General features: G+C 66.0%; 15 protein-coding genes. 7 read left to right on the top strand and 8 right to left on the bottom strand.

The window, feature by feature from the left end:
* The first annotated feature begins 270 nt into the window (after nucleotides 1–270).
* The 3 genes from LL962_RS15320 to LL962_RS15310 are packed head-to-tail and all read left to right on the top strand — an operon-like array spanning nucleotide 271 to nucleotide 5423.
* A complete protein-coding gene (locus tag LL962_RS15320; RefSeq protein ID WP_228317527.1) occupies nucleotides 271–930 on the top strand; it encodes a TetR/AcrR family transcriptional regulator in 660 nt (219 codons plus the stop codon).
* 14 nt (nucleotides 931–944) lie between these two features.
* Nucleotides 945–2240: an efflux RND transporter periplasmic adaptor subunit gene (locus LL962_RS15315; protein ID WP_104587448.1), complete on the top strand. Its 1296-nt coding sequence runs from the start codon at nucleotides 945–947 to the stop codon at nucleotides 2238–2240.
* A 12-nt stretch (nucleotides 2241–2252) separates the two neighbouring features.
* Nucleotides 2253–5423 carry a multidrug efflux RND transporter permease subunit gene (locus LL962_RS15310; RefSeq protein WP_228317526.1) on the top strand — a complete coding sequence of 1057 codons (3171 nt, stop codon included), beginning with the start codon at nucleotides 2253–2255 and terminating at the stop codon, nucleotides 5421–5423.
* Nucleotides 5424–6000: 577 nt separating this feature from the next.
* Here LL962_RS15310 and LL962_RS15305 read toward each other — a convergent pair.
* Nucleotides 6001–6996 (bottom strand): LacI family DNA-binding transcriptional regulator, encoded by a 996-nt coding sequence (locus LL962_RS15305; RefSeq protein WP_228317525.1) that lies wholly within the window; start codon nucleotides 6994–6996, stop codon nucleotides 6001–6003.
* Between the two features lie 155 nt (nucleotides 6997–7151).
* Between LL962_RS15305 and ptsP the strand changes: the two genes are divergently transcribed.
* From ptsP to LL962_RS15285, 4 genes are all read left to right on the top strand, one after another.
* Nucleotides 7152–9668 carry a phosphoenolpyruvate--protein phosphotransferase gene (gene ptsP / locus LL962_RS15300; RefSeq protein WP_228317524.1) on the top strand — a complete coding sequence of 839 codons (2517 nt, stop codon included), beginning with the start codon at nucleotides 7152–7154 and terminating at the stop codon, nucleotides 9666–9668.
* Nucleotides 9665–10621 (top strand): 1-phosphofructokinase, encoded by a 957-nt coding sequence (gene pfkB / locus LL962_RS15295; RefSeq protein ID WP_104587452.1) that lies wholly within the window; start codon nucleotides 9665–9667, stop codon nucleotides 10619–10621. Before ptsP ends, pfkB begins: the two co-directional genes overlap by 4 nt.
* Nucleotides 10622–10769: 148 nt before the next feature.
* Nucleotides 10770–12500 (top strand): PTS fructose transporter subunit IIC, encoded by a 1731-nt coding sequence (locus LL962_RS15290; protein WP_228317523.1) that lies wholly within the window; start codon nucleotides 10770–10772, stop codon nucleotides 12498–12500.
* Nucleotides 12501–12657: 157 nt separating this feature from the next.
* Nucleotides 12658–13935, top strand: a complete 1278-nt coding sequence (locus LL962_RS15285; RefSeq protein WP_228317522.1) for a carbohydrate porin — start codon at nucleotides 12658–12660, stop codon at nucleotides 13933–13935.
* Between the two features lie 877 nt (nucleotides 13936–14812).
* Here the strand turns inward: LL962_RS15285 and LL962_RS21055 are convergent.
* The 7 genes from LL962_RS21055 to queA all read right to left on the bottom strand — a co-directional run bounded on the left by LL962_RS21055 (nucleotide 14813) and on the right by queA (nucleotide 22313).
* Nucleotides 14813–15034, bottom strand: a complete 222-nt coding sequence (locus tag LL962_RS21055) for a hypothetical protein (RefSeq protein ID WP_425509916.1) — start codon at nucleotides 15032–15034, stop codon at nucleotides 14813–14815.
* Nucleotides 15035–15282: 248 nt separating this feature from the next.
* Nucleotides 15283–15729 (bottom strand): hypothetical protein, encoded by a 447-nt coding sequence (locus LL962_RS15280; RefSeq protein ID WP_228317521.1) that lies wholly within the window; start codon nucleotides 15727–15729, stop codon nucleotides 15283–15285.
* 553 nt (nucleotides 15730–16282) lie between these two features.
* The gene (secF, locus tag LL962_RS15275; RefSeq protein ID WP_228317520.1) at nucleotides 16283–17251 is read right to left on the bottom strand and encodes a protein translocase subunit SecF; all 969 of its coding nucleotides are present in this window, start codon (nucleotides 17249–17251) and stop codon (nucleotides 16283–16285) included.
* Between the two features lie 121 nt (nucleotides 17252–17372).
* Nucleotides 17373–19217, bottom strand: a complete 1845-nt coding sequence (gene secD, locus LL962_RS15270; RefSeq protein ID WP_167395326.1) for a protein translocase subunit SecD — start codon at nucleotides 19215–19217, stop codon at nucleotides 17373–17375.
* 325 nt (nucleotides 19218–19542) lie between these two features.
* Nucleotides 19543–19896, bottom strand: coding sequence for a preprotein translocase subunit YajC (gene yajC / locus LL962_RS15265; RefSeq protein ID WP_104587457.1), 354 nt, complete (start codon nucleotides 19894–19896; stop codon nucleotides 19543–19545).
* Nucleotides 19897–20027: 131 nt separating this feature from the next.
* The gene (gene tgt, locus LL962_RS15260) at nucleotides 20028–21173 is read right to left on the bottom strand and encodes a tRNA guanosine(34) transglycosylase Tgt (RefSeq protein WP_228317519.1); all 1146 of its coding nucleotides are present in this window, start codon (nucleotides 21171–21173) and stop codon (nucleotides 20028–20030) included.
* Between the two features lie 69 nt (nucleotides 21174–21242).
* Nucleotides 21243–22313, bottom strand: coding sequence for a tRNA preQ1(34) S-adenosylmethionine ribosyltransferase-isomerase QueA (gene queA / locus LL962_RS15255; protein WP_228317518.1), 1071 nt, complete (start codon nucleotides 22311–22313; stop codon nucleotides 21243–21245).
* Nucleotides 22314–22443 lie beyond the last annotated feature (130 nt).

Below are 22443 nucleotides of genomic sequence, written 5' to 3'. Positions count from 1 at the left end.
AGCTGGACTGCTCGGTGGAAAACCTGAATTGTACCGACCGACTGTGACGGCGCCTTGCTGCATAGCGCAATGGCAGGCCTGCAGCTGAGGTTGTCAGCCGCCTGGACACGACGGATCCAGGGCACTCGGCCCGCAGCGGCGCCGCATTCACCGCAAGCCGCCACAACCGGCAAAGTCTTCGCGAAGGCTTGGCACACAAGGCGTTGTGCAGAGTGGCGGACGCGCGTCAAGCCTGTTTAAAAACTAAACTGGACGGTATAGTCTAGTCCCATGAGCCCCCGTCCCACCCGTGCTGCCCGCCGTCCGGATTGCGATCGCCGCATCCATGCCGCCGTCCAGGCCCTGCTCGCCGAACGCGGCGTGCAGCTGAGCATGGACGCGGTGGCCGAGCGCGCGGGATGCTCCAAACAGACGCTCTACAGTTACTACGGCTGCAAGGAAAACCTGCTGCGCGATGTGCTACAGGACCACGTGCACCTGGCCATGGCACCGCTGGGCACCGACTCGGGCGATCTGCGCGCGGACCTGCTGGCCTTCGCGCTGGCCCATCTTGACCATCTGAACAGTCCAGATGTGTTACAGACCTGCCGTCTGGTGGAAGCCGAGTCGCAGCGGTTTCCGGCCCAGTCACGGCAGATCTTTCACGAGGGCGTGATCGGCATGCAGCAGCGGCTGGCGCATCGCTTCGACCAGGCGATCGCCGCCGGCGAGCTGCGGCATGACGATGCGCACTTCATGGCCGAGCTGCTGCTGAGCATGATCGTCGGGCTGGATTTCGATCGCCAACGCTTCCAGGTGCCGCATCGCGCCGACCTCACCGCCAGGCAGCACTGGGCGCAGTTCGCCGTGGACAGTTTCATGCGTGCGTTCGCCGCGACCTGCGCCGCGCCTGCACCGGCACCAACCGCTCTTCTCTCTTCAAGACCCTAACGGAGTTCCTCCTGATGATCGCCCCGCTCCGCACCTTCGGCCTGGCCTGTGCCATCACCGTGGCGCTCGCTGCCTGCAGCAAGCCAGAACAACAGCAGGCGCCACCGCCGCCGGTCGTGTCTGTGCTGGACATGAAGCCGCAGACCCTGCCGCTGGAGCGCGACCTGGTCGGTCGGCTTTCGGCTTTCCGCTCGGCCGACGTGCGGGCACGTGTGGATGGCGTGGTCCTCAAGCGGCTCTACACCGAAGGCACCGACGTCAAGGAAGGCCAGCCGCTGTTCCAGATCGACCCGGAACCGCTGCGGGCCACGCTGCTGCAGGCGCAAGGGCAGCTGGCGGCCGCCGAGGCGACCTATGCCAATGCCCAGATCGCTGCCAAGCGCGCGCGCAGCCTGGCGCCCCAGCAGTACGTCTCGCGCGCGGACATCGATACCGCCGAGGCCAACGAGCGCTCGTCCCGCGCCAATGTGCAGCAGGCGCGCGGCACGGTCGAGGCGGCCCGTATCCGGCTCGGCTTCGCCAGCGTGACCGCCCCGATCACCGGGCGCGCCGGCATCCAGCGGGTGACCGAAGGCGCCCTGGTCGGCGCTGGCGAGGCGACCCTGCTGACCACCGTGGACCAGATCGATCCCCTGTACGTGAACTTTGCGATGAGCAGCGAAGAACTGGCCGCGCTGCGCCAGGCGCAGAGCAGCGGCAGCGTGCAGCTCAGCGGCGACGGCAAGTCCACCATCAACGTGGAGCTGGGCGACGGCAGCCAGTACCCGCATCCGGGCACGCTGGACGTGTCGGCAGTGACGGTGGATCCGAGCACCGGTGCAGTGTCGTTGCGCGCGACCCTGCCCAATCCGGAACAGGCGTTGCTGCCGGGCGCATTCGTGACCTTCAAGGCCAGCCTGGGCCAGCGCAACAATGCCTATCTGTTGCCGCAGCAGGCGCTGCAGCGCGATGCGGTCGGCGCCTACGCACTGGTCCTGGGCAAGGACGGCAAGGTGGTCCGCAAGAATCTCACCGTGGACGGCCAGCAGAAGGGGCAGTGGATCGTGACCGGTGGCGTTGCCCCGGGCGATCAGGTCATTGTCGATGGCATCCAGAAGGCCAAGGAGGGTCAGCCGGCCAAGGGCGAGCCCTGGGATCCGAACAAGCCCGCCGCCGGCGCGCAGCCAGGTGCGCCAGGTGCAGCACCGGCTGCGGGCCAGGCCGACAAGGCGGCCGGCGCGTCTGCCGATGGCGCCGCCCCGGCCGCGCAGGAACAGCCCAAGCAGGACGCGGCCGCGCAACCGGCCGACTCCCAGTCCAAGCAGCAGTGACGGAACCCGGACATGCCTAAGTTTTTCATCGAACGCCCGATCTTCGCCTGGGTGGTGGCGATCCTGATCTCGCTCGCGGGCGTGATCTCGATCCTGAATCTGGGTATCGAGTCGTACCCCACCATCGCTCCGCCGCAGGTCACCGTCAGCGCCACCTTCCCCGGCGCCAGCGCCGACACCGCCGAAAAGGCGGTGACCCAGGTCATCGAGCAGCAGCTCACCGGTATCGACCACCTGCTGTACTTCAACTCGTCTTCGGCCTCCAACGGCCGCGTGACCATCACGCTCACGTTCGAAACCGGCACCGACGCGGATATCGCCCAGGTGCAGGTACAGAACAAGGTGTCGCTGGCCACGCCGCGTTTGCCTTCGGAAGTGACCCAACAGGGCGTGGTGGTGGCCAAGGCCAACGCCGGCTTCCTGATGGTGGCCGCGCTGCGCTCGGACAACCCGTCGATCGACCGCGACGCGCTCAACGACATCGTCGGTTCGCGCGTGCTGGAGCAGATCTCGCGCGTTCCCGGCGTCGGCAGCACCAACCAGTTCGGCGCCGAGTACGCAATGAACATCTGGTTGAACCCGGAGAAGCTGCAGGGCTACAACCTGTCGGCGACGCAGGTGCTGACCGCGGTGCGCAACCAGAACGTGCAGTTCGCTGCCGGCTCGGTGGGCGCCGACCCCACGCCTGAGGGCATCAGCTTCACTGCCACGGTGTCGGCCGAAGGCCGGTTCAGCTCGCCGCAGGAATTCGAGAACATCATCCTGCGTACCGACAACAACGGCGCGACCGTACACCTGAAGGACGTCGCCCGCGTCACCATCGGCCCGAGCAACTTCGGCTTCGACACCCAGTACAACGGCAAGCCCACTGGCGCATTCGGTATCCAGTTGTTGCCGGGCGCCAATGCGTTGAACGTTTCCGAAGCCGTCGGTGCCAAGCTCGACGAACTGCAGCCCACCTTCCCGCAGGGCGTGACCTGGTTCGCGCCTTACGAGTCGACCACCTTCGTGCGCATCTCCATCGAGGAAGTGATCCACACGCTGGTGGAAGCCATCGTGCTGGTGTTCCTGGTGATGCTGCTGTTCCTGCAGAACTTCCGTGCCACGATCATCCCGACCCTGGTGATCCCGGTCGCGTTGCTGGGCACGTTCTTCGGCATGTACGCCATCGGCTTCACCATCAACCAGCTGACCCTGTTCGCGATGGTGCTGGCGATCGGCATCGTGGTGGACGATGCGATCGTGGTGATCGAGAACGTCGAACGCATCATGAGCGAAGAGCATCTGGAGCCCAAGGCGGCCACCCAGAAGGCGATGACCCAGATCACCGGCGCGGTGGTGGCCATCACCGTGGTGCTGGCGGCGGTGTTCATTCCGTCCTCGCTGCAGCCGGGCGCGTCCGGTGCGATCTACAAGCAGTTCGCATTGACCATCGCCATGTCGATGGGCTTCTCCGCGTTGCTGGCGCTGACCTTCACTCCGGCGCTGTGCGCCAGCTTCCTCAAGGCCACCCACTCGGACAAGAAGAACTGGATCTACCGCACCTTCGACAAGTACTACGACAAGCTGGCGCACCGTTACGTGGGCGTGGTCGGCCACACCCTGAAGCGTTCGCCACCGTGGATGATCGTGTTCGTGGTGCTGGTGGTGCTGTGCGGCTTCCTGTTCACCCGCATGCCCGGCAGCTTCCTGCCGGAAGAAGATCAGGGCTTTGCGCTGGCGATCGTGCAGTTGCCGCCGGGCGCTACCAAGATCCGGACCAACGACGCATTCGCACAGATGCGTGCGGTACTGGACAAGCAGCCGGCGGTGGAAGGCATGCTGCAGATCGCCGGCTTCAGCTTCCTGGGCTCGGGCGAAAACGTGGGCATGGGCTTCATCCGGCTCAAGCCCTGGGAGGAGCGCGACGTCACCGCCGATGAGTTGATCAAACAACTCAACGGCGCCTTCTACGGTATCAAGGGCGCGCAGATCTTCGTGGTCAACCTGCCCACCGTGCAGGGCCTGGGCCAGTTCGGCGGCTTCGACATGTGGCTGCAGGACCGTGCCGGCGCGGGCCAGGAAGCCTTGACCCAGGCGCGCAACACCGTGCTGGGCAAGGCGGCGGAAAAGCAGGACACCCTGGTCGGGGTGCGCCCGAACGGCCTGGAGAATGCGCCGCAGCTGCAACTGCACGTGGACCGCGTGCAAGCGCAATCGATGGGATTGAACGTCAGCGACATCTACAGTTCGATCCAGTTGATGCTGGCGCCGGTGTACGTCAACGACTACTTCGCCGAAGGCCGCATCAAGCGCGTCAACATCCGTGCCGACGACCAGTTCCGTACCGGCCCCGAATCGCTGCGCAACTTCTTCACCCCCAGCACCACCGCCACCGGCATCGATGGCCAGCCCGGCATGATTCCGTTGAGCAACGTGGTCAAGGCCGAGTGGACCTACGCCTCGCCGGCGTTGAATCGCTACAACGGCTATTCGGCGGTGAACATCGTCGGCAACCCGGCCCCGGGCGGCAGCTCCGGCCAGGCGATGACGGCGATGGAGGAGATCGTCAACAACGATCTGCCACCGGGCTTCGGTTTCGACTGGAGCGGCATGTCCTACCAGGAAATCATTGCCGGCAACGCGGCCACGCTGTTGCTCGCCTTGTCGGTGGTGGTGGTGTTCCTGTGTCTGGCCGCGCTCTATGAGAGCTGGTCGATCCCGGTCGCGGTGCTGATGGTGGTACCGATCGGCGTGCTGGGCGCGATCGTGTTCTCGATGTTGCGCGGGCTGCCGAACGATCTGTACTTCAAGATCGGCATGATCACGGTGATTGGCCTTGCGGCCAAGAATGCGATCCTGATCGTGGAATTCGCAGTGGAACAGCGTGCGTCGGGCAAGACCTTGCGCGAAGCAACGCTGGAGGCGGCGCATCTGCGCTTCCGCCCGATCCTGATGACCTCGTTCGCGTTCATCCTGGGCGTGCTGCCGCTGGCGATCTCCACCGGTGCCGGCGCCAACTCGCGTCACTCCATCGGTACCGGCGTGATCGGCGGCATGGTGTTCGCTACCGTGCTCGGCGTGATCTTCATTCCGCTGTTCTTCGTGGTGGTGCGCCGCATGCTGGGCGACAAGCTGGACGAGCAATCCAAGGAATATCTGGTCGCCCAGAACGACTCGGGGACGCATCGTCCGGATCGTTGAGTCAGACGTTTGTTGCAAATACAAGAGCCCCGGCAGTGCCGGGGCTTTTTTGTGCTTTGATCTCAAGGTTTGACTGCATCCAAACCAAGCGACGACTCGAAGCGGTTTTCTCGAATGGCGCGCGGATGGACCAGTTGGAGAGCCTCCAATCGGCGACTTCGTTGCAGGGCCCTTGCCCGCCTACCATCGCGGGACACGCTGCAAGTACGTCCTTGTAAGCTCTTACGCGGCATCCATGCCGCGTAAGGTCCCGCGACGGTAGACGGGCAAGGACCAATCACGATGGCCGGTGCGCAGAGTTTTCAACAAGGCAATCAGCAAACTGCGCCACGCGGTGTGCTCGCTCTTCAACAAGCGACCAACACCCTGTCTAGTGCGGTGCCCTCGCCGATTGCGGGACCGTTGGCGGCATGGATGCCGCCATCGAGCCCCCATGGACGGGTTCACGGCGTGTCCCGCGAGCGGTGAGGGCGCCGCGCGCGCGCCGAGCCAGACGTTTGACTTCGAGCGGTAAGGGCATGCCGCGCTCACGACGAGCCAGGCGTGTTGACCGGCGCTGAGCGCTACCCAGGTGCAGTCAGATGCCCGGTGTGCGCGTTCCAGTCGACCCACGCACCACGCAACGGCCGGTCATCACCATGCGCCGGATCGGCAACTGCGGGTTGCGCAGGCGTTCGAGCAGCAGCGACATCGCCGCGCGCCCCATGTCTTCGACCGGCTGCTCGACCACGGTGATGCCGGGTTCGACCAGATCGGTCCAGCGTTCGTTGTCGAACCCGGCCAGGGCCAGGTCCTGCGGCAGGCGCAGGCCGGCGGTACGCGCTGCCTTCAGCGCACCCATCAGCAGCAGGCTGTTGCTGGCGACGATGGCCTCGGGCCGGTCATCGCTGGCCAGCCATGCTCCCAGCTCGGCGATCGCCGCCTCGGCGGTCGGCGCCACTTCGCGATAGTCCGGCTCCAGTCCCTGCACACGCATCGCGGCCAGATACCCATCGCGGCGCTCGGCCGCGGTGGTGCTGGTGCTGCCGAACAGCCCGCCGATACGCCGATAGCCCTGCGCCTGCAGGTGCGCCACCAGCTCGGCCATCGCCGCCGCGTTGTCCAGTACCACGCTGTCGTAGCGGCTACCGGGGCCGGCGCGATCCACCAGCACGGTGGGGTAATCCAGCGACAGCTCGTGCATGCGGCCCACGGTCACGCGGGTCGGTGCGAAGATCAGTCCAGTGATGCGCTCTTCCTGCATCAGCTCCAGGTACAGCGCCTCGCGCGCGGGATCTTCATCGGTATTGCACAGGGTCACGCGCATACCGGCACGGTAAGCGACCTCTTCCACCGAACGGATCAGCGCAGTGAAGTATGGATTGCGGATGTCGGCCACGATCACCCCGAGGATGCCGGACTGCTGGGACCGCAATCGCCGCGCCATCAGATTGGGCCGATAGCCGGTCTGGCGCACCGCCGCTTCCACCTTGGCGCGGACCTCCTCGCTGACCGGGCCGTTGCCCAGGGCCCGCGACACCGTTGACTTGGACACGCCGGCCACGCGGGCGACATCGTTGATGCTGATATTCACTGGAACCGTTCCCGCCTCCATTGCCGCGCCTTGACCCAAGCGCCCGTTGCCAGATACTAACCCGAAAGCATTACAACACTCTTGTGCACCGCACATTGACCTGAAGAGTGGGAACGTTCCCACTATACTCACCCGCCCGACCACCGGAGCCTGTCGTGTCCCCTCCGTCGCTTGCCCCCGTCACCTCCGACCTCGTCCGCCTGCGCGCCTCTGCCCGCGACAAGGACGACGCCATCGCCCAGGCCGCCCAGTTGCTGATCGCGGCCGGCTGCGTGGCGCCGGGCTACGAGGCCAGCATGCGGCGCCGCGAAGGCCTGGCGAACACCTTCCTGGGCCATGGCTTGGCTATTCCGCACGGCGTGGGCGAGGACCGCCACCTGGTGCGCCGCGACGGTATTGCCGTGCTGCAGTTGCCCGAGGGCGTGGAGTGGAACCCGGGCCAGACCACCCGGCTGGTGGTCGGCATCGCCGCGCAATCGGACACCCACATCACCCTGCTGCGCCGGTTGACCCGGTTGATCCAGGACCCTGCGCAGTTGGACGCGCTGTTCAGTACCGACGACCCGGCCACGATCGTGGCCGCGCTGACCGATGACCGTGCCCCTGAGGTCAGTGCGGCACCGGCCACCGACCTAGCCGAAACCTTCGACTGGACCATCCCCTACCCCAGCGGCCTGCACGCGCGCCCGGCCACCCGCTGGGCCGAGACTGCGCGTGGCTTCTCGGCCCGCGCGCAGGTACGTGCCGGCGACCAGGCTGCCGATGCCAAGAGCCTGGTCGGCCTGTTGCAGCTCGGCCTGCGTGCCGGCGACAGCATCACCGTCTCGGCCGAAGGCAGCGACGCAACGGCGCTGCTCAAGCGCCTGCGCGCCGTGATGGACAGCCTCACCGCACAGGAAAAGGCAGACGCCGAACGCGCCGCACAACGCCGCGCCGCGCCGGTGGTCGGCTGGACCCCGCCGCAGGCGCAGCCGGCCATCGTCGGTATCGGCGCCAGCCCGGGCGTGGCGATCGGCATCGTGCACCGGCTGCGTGCGGCGCAGACCGAGGTGGCCGATCGACCGGTGGGCCTGGGCGATGGCGGTGCGCAGCTGCACGACGCACTGACCCGCACCCGCCAGCAGCTTGCGGCGATCCAGGACGACACCCAGCGCCGTCTCGGCGCTTCGGATGCGGCCATCTTCAAGGCCCAGGCAGAACTGCTCAACGACACCGATCTGATCACCCGCACCTGCCAGTTGATGGTCGAAGGCCACGGCGTGGCGTGGTCGTGGCATCAGGCGGTGGAACAGATCGCCTCCGGTCTGGCGGCACTCGGCAATCCTGTGCTCGCCGGCCGCGCGGCCGACCTGCGCGATGTGGGCCGCCGGGTGCTGGCCCAGCTCGACCCGTCTGCGGCGGGCGCCGGCCTCACCGACCTCCCCGACCAGCCTTGCATCCTGCTGGCCGGCGACCTGTCGCCGTCGGACACCGCCAATCTGGACACCGCACGCGTGCTCGGCCTGGCCACCGCGCAGGGCGGGCCGACCTCGCATACCGCGATCCTCTCGCGCACGCTCGGCCTGCCGGCGCTGGTCGCGGCCGGCGGCCAGCTGCTGGAGATCGAAGACGGCGTCACCGCCATCATCGACGGCAGCAGCGGACGGCTGTACATCAACCCGTCGGAGCTGGATCTGGATGCGGCGCGCACGCACATCGCCGAGCAGCAGGCGATCCGCGAGCGCGAGGCCGCGCAGCGCGCATTGCCTGCCGAAACCAGCGATGGCCACCACATCGACATCGGCGCCAACGTCAACCTGCCCGACCAGGTCGCGATGGCGCTGACCCAGGGCGCCGAAGGCGTGGGCCTGATGCGCACCGAGTTCCTGTTCATGGAAAGCGGCCGCACGCCCAGCGAGGACGAACAACACGCCACCTACCTGGCGATGGCGCAGGCGCTGGATGGCCGCCCGCTGATCGTGCGTGCGCTGGACATCGGCGGCGACAAGCAGGTGGCGCACCTGGAACTGCCGCACGAAGAAAACCCGTTCCTGGGCGTGCGCGGCGCGCGCCTGCTGCTGCGTCGCCCCGACCTGCTGGAGCCGCAACTGCGTGCGCTGTATCGCGCCGCCAAGGACGGCGCGCGGCTGTCGATCATGTTCCCGATGATCACCTCGGTGCCGGAGCTGAGCGCGCTGCGCGCCATCTGCGCACGCCTCCGCGCCGACCTCGATGCGCCGGAAGTACCGATCGGCATCATGATCGAAGTGCCGGCCGCCGCCGCGCAGGCCGACGTGCTGGCACGCCACGCAGACTTCTTCTCGATCGGCACCAACGACCTCACCCAGTACGTGCTGGCGATCGACCGCCAGAACCCCGAACTGGCCGCCGAAGCCGACAGCCTGCACCCGGCGGTGCTGCGCATGATCCACAGCACGATCGAGGGTGCGCGCAAGCACGACCGCTGGGTCGGCGTGTGCGGCGGCCTGGCCGGCGATGCATTCGGCGCCAGTCTGCTGGCCGGCCTCGGTGTACAGGAACTGTCGATGACGCCCAACGACATCCCGGCGGTGAAGGCACGCCTGCGCGGCGCCAGCCTGAGCCAGTTGCAGCAGTTGGCCAAACGGGCGCTGGACTGCGAGACCGCCGAACAGGTGCGTGCACTGGAAGCCAAGCGCGAGGATGTGGCATGAGCCTGCAGGCCCTCACGATCACGCTGAACCCGGCGATCGACCAGACCATCCAGCTCGAGACCCTGCAGCCGGGCGCCGTGCATCGCGCCAGCAGCATGCGCAACGATGCCGGCGGCAAGGGCATCAACGTGGCGGCCTGCCTGGCCGACTGGGGCAGCGATGTCGCCGCACTCGGCGTGCTGGGCGGTGGCAATGCCGGCGTGTTCGAAGCGCTGTTCCGCGAACGCGGCATCGTCGATCACTGCCAACGCGTGGCAGGCGACACCCGCACCAATCTCAAGCTGGTCGACGCGCGCAGCAACGACACCACCGACATCAACCTGCCCGGGCTGCGATTGGGCGCCACGCATCTGCAGGGCGTGGCCGACCAACTCGCCCCGCTGCTGCGCGCCGGCCTGCCGGTGGTGCTGTCGGGCAGCCTGCCAGCCGGCCTGCCGGACGATAGCTGGGCGCAGCTGCAGGCCCGGGCCAGCGCCGCCGGTGCGCGCGTGTTGCTGGACACCAGCGGCGCGCCGCTGGTGGCGGCATTGGGCGCCGCCCGCGAGGCCCTGCCGTACGCGGTCAAGCCGAACCGCCACGAACTGGAAGCCTGGACCGGCCGACCGCTCACCGACCGCGCCGCGCTCAGCGCTGCCGCGCACGAACTGCTCGCCCGCGGCATCCAGTTGGTCGTCATTTCGATGGGCACTGACGGTGCGTTGTTCGTACAGCGCGACCAGCGACTGATCGCCCGCCCGCCGCGCCTGGCGCAGGGCAGCAGCGTGGGCGCAGGCGATGCGATGGTGGCCGGGTTGGCCGCCGCGCTCATCGACCACGCGACCACGCTGGAGCAATGCGCGCGGCTGGCCACGGCGTTTTCGACGTGCCGGCTGGAAAGCGGCGACGCGCGCCGGATTACGCCAGAGGGCGTGCGCCGCGCCGCAGGCGAGGTCGTGATCGAGATGCTGTCGTGAGCGCAGCGCTGCCACTGACACCTTCGGCCGCGCGCGTGTCGACGCAGTGCGTTGCCCCTTGCGATCCCGGCCTGCGCCGCCCTCGCGCATAACCGCCGCTCACCTCTGCCGGTAACACCGGCGACCGCAATACAGCAGGAGTTTTGCCATGTCTTCCATCGTGGTCATCGCCGCCGGCGAACGCAGTACCGAGGCCGTTCTGGCCGCCGAAGCGCTGCGCCGTGCGGCCACCGCCGCCGGCCGCAGCGTAGCGATCGAAATCCGCAGCGACCAGGGCGTGCTTGGCGCACTGCCCGTTGAGCTGGCCAACGGCGCGTCCCAGGTGCTGGTGATCGGTGATGCCGATGCCGACACAGCACGCTTCGGCAACGCGCAGCTCGTGCACCTGAGCCTGGGCGCGGTGCTGGACGATCCGGCGGCCGCGCTCGGGCAGCTGGCCGCTCCTGCCGACGCGGGCGCAGGCGGCGCAGGCGGCGCAGGCAGCAAGCGCATCGTCGCCATCACCTCCTGCCCCACCGGCATCGCCCACACCTTCATGGCGGCCGAAGGTCTGCAGCAGGCCGCGAAAAAACTTGGCCATCAGATGCGGGTGGAAACCCAGGGCTCGGTGGGCGCGCAGGATGCCTTGAGCGACGAAGAGATCCGCGCGGCCGATGTCGTCATCATCGCCGCCGACCGCGAAGTCGACCTGGGGCGCTTCGCAGGCAAGCGCGTGTTCAAGAGCGGCACCAAACCGGCGATCAACGATGGTCCGGCACTGATCGACAAGGCGCTGGCCGAGGCCAGCGTGCACGGTGGCACGGCACCGGCCACCGGCACCGCCGCCAGCACGACTGCAAGCAAGGGCAACGCCCGCACCGGCGCCTACAAGCACCTGATGACCGGCGTGTCGTTCATGCTGCCGTTCGTCACTGCCGGCGGCCTGCTGATCGCGCTGGCGTTCGCGCTGGGCGGCATCTACGCCGGCGACGATGCGCATCAAGGTACGCTGGCCTGGTCGCTGTTCCAGATCGGCGCCAAGGCCGGCTTCACCCTGATGGTGCCCGCGCTGGCCGGTTACATCGCCTACTCCATCGCCGACCGCCCTGGCATTGCCCCCGGCATGATCGGCGGCCTGGTCGCGGCCAACCTCAATGCCGGTTTTCTCGGCGGCATCATCGCCGGCTTCATCGCCGGCTACGGGGTGGCCGCGCTCAACCGCTACATCAAGCTGCCGCGCACCCTGGAAGGACTCAAGCCGGTGCTGATCCTGCCGGTGCTGGGCACCCTGCTGGTGGGGCTGGCGATGATGTACGTGTTTGGCCAGCCGGTCGCCGACCTGCTGGCCTGGCTCACCGCCTGGCTGCGCGGCATGCAGGGCAGCAGTGCGCTGCTGCTGGGCCTGCTGCTCGGCGGCATGATGGCCTTCGACATGGGCGGGCCGGTCAACAAGGCCGCCTATGCGTTTTCCACTGGCCTGATCGCCAGCCAGGTCTACACCCCGATGGCGGCCGCCATGGTCGCCGGCATGACCCCGCCGCTGGGCATCGCGCTGGCCACCTGGGTGTTCCGCAACCGCTTCACCACCGAAGAACGCGGCTCGGCCACTGCGGCCGGCGTGCTCGGGCTGGCCTTCGTCACCGAAGGCGCCATCCCGTATGCCGCCCGCGACCCGTTGCGCACCATTCCGGCCTTGGTGATCGGCTCGGCGGTGGCCGGCGCGATATCGATGACCGCCGGTGCCGAGTTGAAGGCCCCGCACGGCGGCATCTTCGTGCTGCTGATCCCCAATGCCGTCACCCACCTGGCGATGTATGTGCTGGCACTGCTCGCGGGCGTGATCGTGACCGCTGTGGCCTTGCGCCTGCTCAAGCAGCCGGTGGGCAACCCCGTCGCCTGAGCCGCACCCGACGCGCGCGACTGAACCCTGCCGCGCGCCACGCTTGAGCTGCCTCTACCGCTGCACCGCGCACGCATGTGCGCCGACAGCGGCTTGCCCACCCACTTGCTGTCGCGTCCGCCACGTTGGCCACGCCCGCTTGTTCCGGAGTCCTGTCATGACCGCCCCGACCTATTACCGCCCCCGTTCCCGCCTGCTGTGCCTGTCGCTCGCCTTGGCGCTTTCCCCGCTCGCCCACGCGCAGGACGCCGCCGACGCCTTCAAACTCAAACTCGGCTATACCGGCGAAGCGGCTTCGATGATCGACGGCGGCCGCAAGAGTGGCCATGCCTATGCCGGACAGCTGATGGTCGGCACCGACGTCGACATGGATCGGCTGCTCGGCTGGAACGGCGCCACCGTCAAGCTCTATGTCAGCAACCGCCATGGCACCAACCTGGCCAACAGCAGCATCGGCAACAGCACCTCGGTGCAGGAGATCTATGGCGGCCAGGGCACCCGCCTGGCCAACTTCACCCTGCTGCAAAAACTCTTCGACGACCGCCTGGAACTGGAAGCCGGCCGCAGCGTGGCCAACATCCACTTCCTCGGCTCGGACCTGTGCCAGTACTTCCAGGGCAACTCGGCCTGCGGCAACCCCACCTTCGTGTTCCGCACCAGCAACTTCACCTACTGGCCGGTGTCCAGCTGGGCCGCGCACGCCACCGCCTGGGTCACGCCCAAGGTCTATGTGCATGTCGGCGCGTATGAAGTGAACCCGGTGCAGGCCCAGGACGGCCAGCACGGTTTGAAGTGGAGCACCGACGACACCACCGGCGTGGTGGTGCCGTATGCCATCGGCTACAAGAACAAGGGCGGCGACGGCAGCCTGGCGGCGATGTACGAACTCGGCGGCTGGCAGGACAACTCCGACTACACCGACCCGCTGCGCGACCGCAACGGCAACCCCGCCGTGCTGAGTGGTTTGGCTTATGCGAACAAGCAAGGCCGCTCCGGCCTGTTCGGCCGCTTCGAACAGCAAGTCACCAACCCCGACCCGTCCGGCACCCGCGGCCTCACCGTGTTCGCCGCAATGCTCAAGAGTACCGGCGGCCAGGCGATCGAAGACCATTTCGTGCAGCTGGGCCTGGTGCAGAAAGGCACCTTCGCCAGCCGCCCGCAGGACAATATCGCCTTCGTGATCACCCAGCAGAAGTACAGCGCCGAAGCCATCGAAAACCTGCGCCTGGCCCGCGCCTCCGCCGGCGGTACCGGCACCCCGGCCGACAACCAGATCATGATGGAGCTCAGCTACGGCATCCAAGTCACCAAGCGCCTGCGCATCGCGCCGAACCTGCACTACGTGATCAACCCCGACCAGTTCAACGAACCCACCCGCACCAACGATCTAAAGAACGCACTGATCGCAGGCATGCGGATCGACTGGAATCTGTGACCCGTCGAGAAGCTGCACGCGTAGCGTGCATCATTGGCGGGCACCACCGCCTGAAGTGAGTGGCGGGTGCGTTGCATCTGACTGCAGTGCAACGCATTGCGTCGACTCGGTTGGGTGGACATTTGCCGGATGTGGCCGACGATTTTGATGAGCCGCGCCGGTAGGCAATCGCACGTAATGAGGCGCTATCGTCCCACCTGGTCGCGCGCAAGCCAGCCGCTGGCCACGCAAGATCACGCGACGGCGGATGCCGAAGCTGTAATGACCCCTCACTGCCTAACGCCCGAATCAAGCCGAGTTGCGAAGCGGGGTCGGCTTGGACGAACTGTTAGGCCGCTACTCGACGTAGTATCCAAAGAGCGAGCGGCGGACTCTCACCTGTATGGCGGAGCCTACACCCCAGTACGCTCTTGAGCAGTACTTAACGAAGTTACCTGACGAAGTCTTGATCGTGAAGTTGGTGCAACGGCTCGCAGACCGCTTTGAAATGATGGTGCCGCTCTCACTGGCCGTGGAGCCGAGCGGAACTGTGAGGGCCAAACCTAGAACGTGGCTGCTACCGAACAACACGACCAAGCAAAGTAGTGCGGACTGAACCATTACTTGCGTACTGGTGATGCCAACGCTTCGCGCGACGTCAGCGTTGCTGCGCCAGTGGCGGAGGAGATACGAATAGATCGGCCGATATGCGAAGAGCGCAACTACAACGCAAAGGACCATGTACGCCTTGCTAGGATGAAACCGGAAAGCTATCGGCACTAGCGGGGCACCGATGACCGTTGTGGCTAGAAGAAAAAGGGCTTTTCGCATGGCATCCAGTGCGGCCTAACACCTGAGTTAAGCCGCGCCGCGAAGCGGCGTTGGCTTGAGTGAATAGTTAGCCACTTGGTCGCATCACCGGACAAGCCCCCACTAGCGCGTTCGACACGAGAACATTCATAGGGTCTTTCCAGATATCTTTGTTGGTCAGCAGATACTTATCAACAACGTCTCGCAACGCCTCGCTGCTCATTTCAGAAGTACATGCATGAACCTTCTGCACCTCTTCCTTAGAGGCTCCGTAGAATCCAGAACTCAGTAGCCCGTCTACAACGCCCATTACATAGGCTGATCGAGTGGCAGGTGACTGCGTCACATACGTCTCGCCTTTCAAGTACCCATCATAGACGTGCACGGACTGCGCAGAACTAGCCGAGGCAGCTAACAACAGACCAGCGAGTAATCCAAATCGCATAACCAAATCTCCTGGGGGCTAACGCTTGAATTAAGCCGCGCCACGAAGCGGCGTTGGCTTGAATGAATTGTTAGACCCCACTTCCTGCAGATCATGGGGCCACGACGATCTTGTTACCCGGCCACTTTAATCCTTGCCCTGTCCAAGCATTCCTCATCTATCTTGGCATGCTCATCTAGCAAGGTGAGCATTGCCGATTGTGTACTCTTGCCTTGTCCGGCTACTAACGCGGTGGACATGTGCTGCATCAAGGTTCCACGCTCGATAGACGACATGCCCTTTCCTTGCAGATGGCTGCCGATGGCGCTACTCAACACGGAGGAAGTCTGCATGCACTGGCGAATCATCTGCCGGTCATAAGTGCTGTTTTCCAGCGCCTTGGCCCGCTGCTGTAATGACATGTTTTCCATGGCGAGCGCAGTGTTCTTCTCTGCAAAGTCAACTTGATGCCCTCGTGCTTCCTCTACCTCAGCCTTGGCTTCCGACTGTGCGGTGAGATATCCGCCCGCCGCACCAATGAGAAGTCCTGCTGCAGCCGCCAAAGCAATCTTTCCGCTCATGTCCGAAGCCCCCCCCTGTTACCGACCGAAGCCGGGCGCACCAACTGACTTGCTCCACCACTGCCTGACTACTATTGAACCGCCGAAATGCGGTGTTGCACGGAGTATCTTTGATCGCTAGCGCTTTGTGAATGGGGGGAGTTCTAGCCAGGGTTATCGGATTGCATGATATTCAGCGGACTCTACCATTGCGCAGCTTCTAGCCTTATCCAGCAAGGACACATGCGTATGAAATGCACCCCGAGAACAATGGTGTAACAGCACGCTGTCGACACGGTTGCTAGATCAAGTGCGCGACCGTTTGCGCGTTCGGCACTACAACCTCCGCACCGAGCAGGCGCATCTCAGTTGGACACGCCGCTTCATCCTGGCCAGCCGCCCTCTCCCGCAACTTACTGCGTATCGACCGGCATCACGTGTCCGACGAAAGCCCTGGTGTTCAATACCTAGAGTAGTGGTGTCACAGCGCACACCATGCACTCACGACGCCCACCGCCAGAAACGAAAAAACCGCGCACTGCGCGGTTTTTTTGTCACACCTTTTGCCAATCCATCAAGGACGACGCGCCAGCGCCTCCACGTCCTTGGCCTTGGGCAGCAGATCCTGCTTGGTCACCGCGAACGGTCCGATGCTCAGCATCGGCACGGCGACGATCACCGAGGAGATCACTACGATCACCGCACCGATCATGTGGGTCTCGGCCAGGCCTTCCATCGATTCGCCGCCGTAGATGTACAGCGCCATCGCCGACAGGAAGAACATCACCGCCGTGATCACCGTGCGCGACAACGTCTGGTTGATCGAGCGGTTGAGCACTTCCAGCGGTTCCACGCGCAGCGCGCGGAAGTTCTCGCGCACACGGTCGAACACCACGATGATGTCGTTGATCGCAAAGCCCATCACCGACAATAGGCCCGCCAGCACGGTCAGGTCGAACTCGCGGCCGGTCAGCGACACATAGGCCACCGTGACCAGCAGATCGAACAGCGCGGTGAGACTGGCGACCGCCGCGAACTTCCACTCGAAGCGGAACGCGATGTAGATCAGAAAGCCCACCAGCATGAACACCGTGGCGTACACGCCGTTCAAGGCCAGGTCCTTGCCGACCTGCGGGCCGACGAACTCGCCCGGTTGCACCGTGGCCGGATTCTCTTCGCTGGTCACCGCCTTGCGCACGTCTTCGGCGACGGTGCGTGCGGCATCGTCGCGATTGTTGTGCTGGCCATGCGGCTGCAGGCGGATCATCACCTCGTTGCCGCCACGGGCGTTCTGCACCTGGGCGTTTTCGAACCCGGCCCTGGACAGTTGTTCACGCACCCGGTCCACGTCCACGGCCTTCTGGAACGAGGTCTGCACCAGCGTACCGCCAGTGAATTCCAGCGCGTAATTGAAGCCCTTGCCGGCCACCACGCCGATCGAGGCGACAGCGATCACCAGCATCAACACCAGCACCGGCTTGCGCCAGCGCATGAAGTCGATCTTGGTGTCGTTGGGAATCAGGTGAAGCGGAAAAATTTTCATTGAAAGATCTTCCTAAAAAGTCCGCACATGGATGTGCGGGCCCTTGCGAGGGACTCGCATTACAGACGGGCTCTTGCGAGGGACTCGCGTTTTAACTGCGGGCTCTTGCGATGGACTCGCATCAGATGGCCACGGACTTCAGCTTCTTGCGGCTGCCATAGATCAACACCGCCAGCGCACGCGACACCGTGATCGCGGTGAACATCGAGGCGAAAATACCGATCATCATGGTCAGCGCGAAGCCCTTCAGCGGACCGGTGCCGAATGCGTACAAGGCCACCGCCACGATCAGGCCGGTCAGGTTGGCGTCGAGAATGGTGCCGCCGGCCTTTTCGTAACCTGCGGCGATCGCCGACTTGGGCGGCACGCCCAACCGCAACTCTTCGCGGATACGCTCGTTGATCAGCACGTTGGCGTCCACCGACAGACCCACCGACAACGCCAGGCCGGCGAAACCCGGCAGCGTCATGGTGGCGCCGAACAGCGACATCACCGCCACCACGATCAGCAGGTTGAACAGCAGCGCCACCGAGGTGATCGCACCGAAGACGCGGTAGTAGATGGTGAAGAACACCAGGGTGAACAGGAACGAGTAGACCACTGCGGTCACGCCGCGCTCCACGTTCTCCGCGCCCAGGCTCGGGCCGATCACGTATTCTTCGACGAAGTCCATCGGCGCGGCCAGCGAGCCGGATTTCAGCAGCTTGGCCAGGTTCTCGGCTTCGGTCTTTTCCAGGCCGGTGGTCTGGAAGTTCTTGCCGAACACGCCGGCGATCCGGGTCGGCGCCAGCGCCTCTTCCTTGACCCGCACGCTGCGCACTTCCTTGCCGTCGACCATGGTCACAGTGGGAATGCGCTCGATATAGACCACCGACATCAGCTTGCCGACGTTGGCGCTGGTGTAGTCGAACATGCGCTGGCCGGCCACGTTGTTGAGCGTCACGCCCACCGCCGGCATGCCGTTCTGGTCGGTGCTGACGGAGGCATTGACCATCTGGTCGCCGGTCACCAGCGCGCGCTTGCTCAGCAGCACCGGCGCGTTGCTGTCGCGCAGGCGATAGACCTTGGCTTCCGGCGGAATGGTGCCGGTGCGCACGGCATCCTCGGCGTTGCCTTCGACCACCGCGCGGAACTCCAGCGAGGCGGTAGCGCCGATCAGGCGCTTGGCTTCGGCCGTGTCCTGCAGGCCGGGCAGCTCGACCACGATGCGGTCTTCGCCCTGGCGCTGGATGGTCGGCTCGGACACGCCCAGGGCATTGACGCGATTGCGCAAGGTGGTCAGGTTCTGCTCGATCGCGCCGCTGGCGATCTGCTTGAGCTCGGCCTCGGGCACCTTCACCGCGATGTTCTGGCCGCTGACGTCATAGGTCAGGGTCGGCTGCGCCTTGGCCAGTGCCACCCGCGCGGCGTCGGCATTGGCGCCTTCGCCCAGGCTGATCTGGATGCTGTTGTCGGCGCGACGTTCCACCGAGCGGTAGGCGATGCGGGCATCGCGCAAGGTGGTGCGGATGTCTTCGGCAAAACCGTCCAGGCGTTTTTCCAGCGCGGCCTTCTGATCGACCTGCATGGCGAAGTGCACGCCGCCCACCAGGTCCAGGCCCAGCACCATGGGCTTGCCGCCCAGGCGAGCCACCCAATCGGGCACGGTGGAGGCCAGACTCAGCGCCACCGTGTAGTTCTCGCCCAGCTGCTGACGCAGTGCGTCGTTAGCGCGCCTCTGCGCCTGCAGCGAGGACAGCCGCACCATCAGGCTCTCGCCCTCTTTGGTGATCGCCTTGGGCGTGATGCCGGCGCTTTTGAGCTCGCCGTCGATACGGCTGCGCAATGCGTCGTCGAGCTGCGCACCGCGGCTGGCGGTGATCTGCACGGACGGGTCCTGCTGATAGACGTTGGGCAGCGCGTACAACGCGCTGACCGCCAGCACCAGCAGGATCAGGAAGTACTTCCAGCGAGGAAATTCGAGCATTGCGACAGTCCCGCGCGGCACCATCCCGGCGCCGCGCCTAGCAGTGAGAACGACTTCAAGCGACCGACACCGTCGCCTGCGGTCATCCGGTGGATGCGGGGTGCACGGTCCCGAAGCGGACCTGCGGCCCGGTTCGACCCGGTGCACCGACTGCGCCGGCCTGGCGGCCGCGCAGCGGTGGTGATGCTTGCATGGAACAGGCGAGCAACCGACCGGGCACGCGCCGGGGTGCGCCGACGCGAAGAAACCGGAGTGTACGGGGGGTACCTGCCGATTTCGAGCGCCGGCAACGCCTACCGATGGCGCATGCGCCGACGGCCGGCGCTCAGCTGGCCGACTTCAGGGTGCCCTTGGGCAGCACGTGCCCCACCGCACTCTTCTGCACGCGGATGCGCACGTTGTCGGCCACTTCCACGGTGATGAAGTTTTCGCCGATATCGGTGATCACGCCGGCGACGCCGCCGGAGGTGATGACCTCATCGCCGCGCGCCAGCTTGTCCAGCAACGACTTGTGTTCCTTCTGGCGCTTCATCTGCGGGCGGATCATCAGGAAGTACATGACCACGATCAGGATGATCGGCAGTGCGAAGGTGGACAGCCCTCCCACCGAGCCGGGTGCCGCTGCGCCGCCGGCCGCTTGGGCCTGGGCTGCGGGGATCAGGAAATCGAGCAAATTCATTCAATGCATCCTAGTTTGGTGCCAGCCCGCCCACGGGCGCGCTCGCTATTCAGGTACCGCCAGGGCGGAACAGCCGGGAATTATGCCACGCGGGTCCAACCCCGTCCGCGTCGGCGCGCGGACGGCAGGGCTCAGCTGGTTTCCCCAGGCAGCGGCGGCGTGGTGGCGCCACGTGCCGCATAGAAGGACCGCCGGAACTGCACGAAGGTTCCCGAGGCGATCGCCGCACGCATGTCGGCCATGAGTTTCTCGTAGTACCAGAGGTTGTGCAGGGTGCCCAGCATCGGCGCCAGCATCTCGTTGCAGCGGTCCAGGTGGCGCAGGTAGGAGCGCGTGTAGCCGCTGCTGCAGGCGTGGCACCCGCAGCCCGGCTCGATGGTGTCCAGGTCGCGCTCGTACTTGGCATTGCGGATGCGCACGGTGCCGAAGGAGGTGAAGTAATGCCCGTTGCGCGCATTGCGGGTAGGCATGACGCAATCGAACATGTCCACCCCGCGCGCCACGCCTTCGACCAGGTCCTCCGGCCGGCCTACCCCCATCAGGTAGCGCGGGCGATCGGCCGGCAGGCGCGGATGCAGGTGCTCGAGCATGGCATTGCGCTCGTGCTCGGGCTCGCCCACCGCCAGCCCGCCGATGGCGTAGCCGTCGAAGCCAATGCCCTGCAGGCCCTCCAGCGAGCGGGTGCGCAGGTCCGGATGCACCCCGCCCTGCACGATGCCGAACAGCGCCGCGTCGTTGCCCAGCCCGTCATGCGCCTGCCGCGAGCGCTGCGCCCAGCGCAGGCTCAGCTCCATCGAGCGCCGCGCCACCTCTTCGGTGGCCGGGTACGGCGTGCATTCGTCGAAGATCATCACGATGTCCGAATCGAGCACCTTCTGGATCTGCATGCTCTCTTCCGGGCCCAGGAATACCCGCGCGCCATCGGTGGGCGAGGCAAAGGTCACGCCCTGCTCGGTGATCTTGCGGCGATGCGCCAGCGAGAACACCTGGAACCCGCCGGAATCGGTGAGGATCGGCCCGTCCCAGCGCGCAAACCCGTGCAGGCCGCCGTGATCGCCGATCACCTCCAGGCCCGGGCGCAGATACAGGTGGAAGGTGTTGCCCAGGATGATCTCCGCACCCAGCGCGCGGATCTGCTCGGGCAGGATGCCCTTGACCGAGCCATAGGTGCCCACCGGCATGAACGCCGGCGTCTCCACCGTGCCGCGTGGAAAAGTCAGGCGACCACGCCGCGCGTGGCCGTCGGTGGTCTGGAGCTGGAACTGGAGTCGGGACATTGGAAGGCCGGGATTGGGGATTCGGGAGTCGGGATTGGCAAAAGCGGGACGGCGGTGAGCGGAGGGCCGTTACGGGTCCCCACTCCCCAATCCCCAATCCCGGCTCCACAACAACATCGCATCGCCATACGAAAAGAAGCGGTAGCGCTGCGCGATGGCGTGCCGGTACGCCTCGAAGATGCGCTCACGGCCGGCGAAGGCGGAGACCATCATCAGCAGCGTGCTCTCGGGCAGATGGAAATTGGTCACCATCGCGTCGACGCTGCGGATGCGGTAGCCGGGCAGGATGAAGATCTGGGTTTCGCCGGCGAACGGCTGCAACTCGCCCTCGGGTGCGGCCTCGGTCTTGCGCCAGGCGCTTTCCAGCGAGCGCACCACGGTGGTGCCCACCGCGATGACGCGGCCACCACGTGCACGGGTGCGCCGCACCTGTTCGACCAGCGCCGCACCGACATTGAGCCATTCGGTGTGCATCACATGCTGATCCAGCCTGTCCACCCGCACCGGCTGGAAGGTGCCGGCGCCGACATGCAGGGTGACGTGGCCGAATTCCACCCCACGCTCGCGCAGGCGCGCCAGCAAGGCCTCGTCGAAATGCAGGCCGGCGGTCGGCGCGGCGACCGCACCGACTTCGCGCGCGAACACGGTCTGGTAGCGCTCGCGGTCTTCCAGGCCCGGCTCGCGGCGGATGTAGGGCGGCAGCGGCAGCCGCCCGGCCTCGGGCAGCCATTGCTGCAGCGGCGCGGGGATGTCGAAGCGCAGCAGGTAGAACTCGCCGTCGCGGCCCAGCACCTCGGCCTGGCCGCCGGCGTCGAGCGCGATCAGGCTGCCGGCCTTGGGCGACTTGCTGGCGCCGATCTGCACCCGCGCCTCGCGCTCGCCCAGCAGCCGCTCGATCAGGATCTCCACCCGTCCACCGCTGGCCTTCTGCCCGAACAGCCGCGCCGGGATCACCCGGGTGTCGTTGAAGATCAGCAGATCGCCGGGCTGCAGCAGTTCCGGCAGATCGCGCACCTGGCGGTCGTCGAAGGCCGCTGGCGCCGGCGGCACCACCAGCAGGCGGCTGGCGGCACGTTCGGCCAGCGGCGCCTGCGCGATCAGCTCATCGGGCAGGTCGTAATGGAAATCGGACTTCTTCAAGGCGGGGCGGTACAGCGGTTTGGGGGCGCTAGTTTAGCGGGACACGCTGAGGACATCCTTCTCCCATGGGGAGAAGGTGGCGCGCAGCGCCGGATGAGGGTACGGGCGAAGCACTATTGGCGTTCAGGGG

It is taken from the genome of Xanthomonas sp. NCPPB 1067 (genome assembly GCF_020783795.1).
GTDB classification, from domain to species: domain Bacteria; phylum Pseudomonadota; class Gammaproteobacteria; order Xanthomonadales; family Xanthomonadaceae; genus Xanthomonas; species Xanthomonas melonis.
The sequence above is the reverse complement of the archived record's forward strand: the minus strand, read 5'-3'. Positions and strand labels throughout refer to the sequence as shown.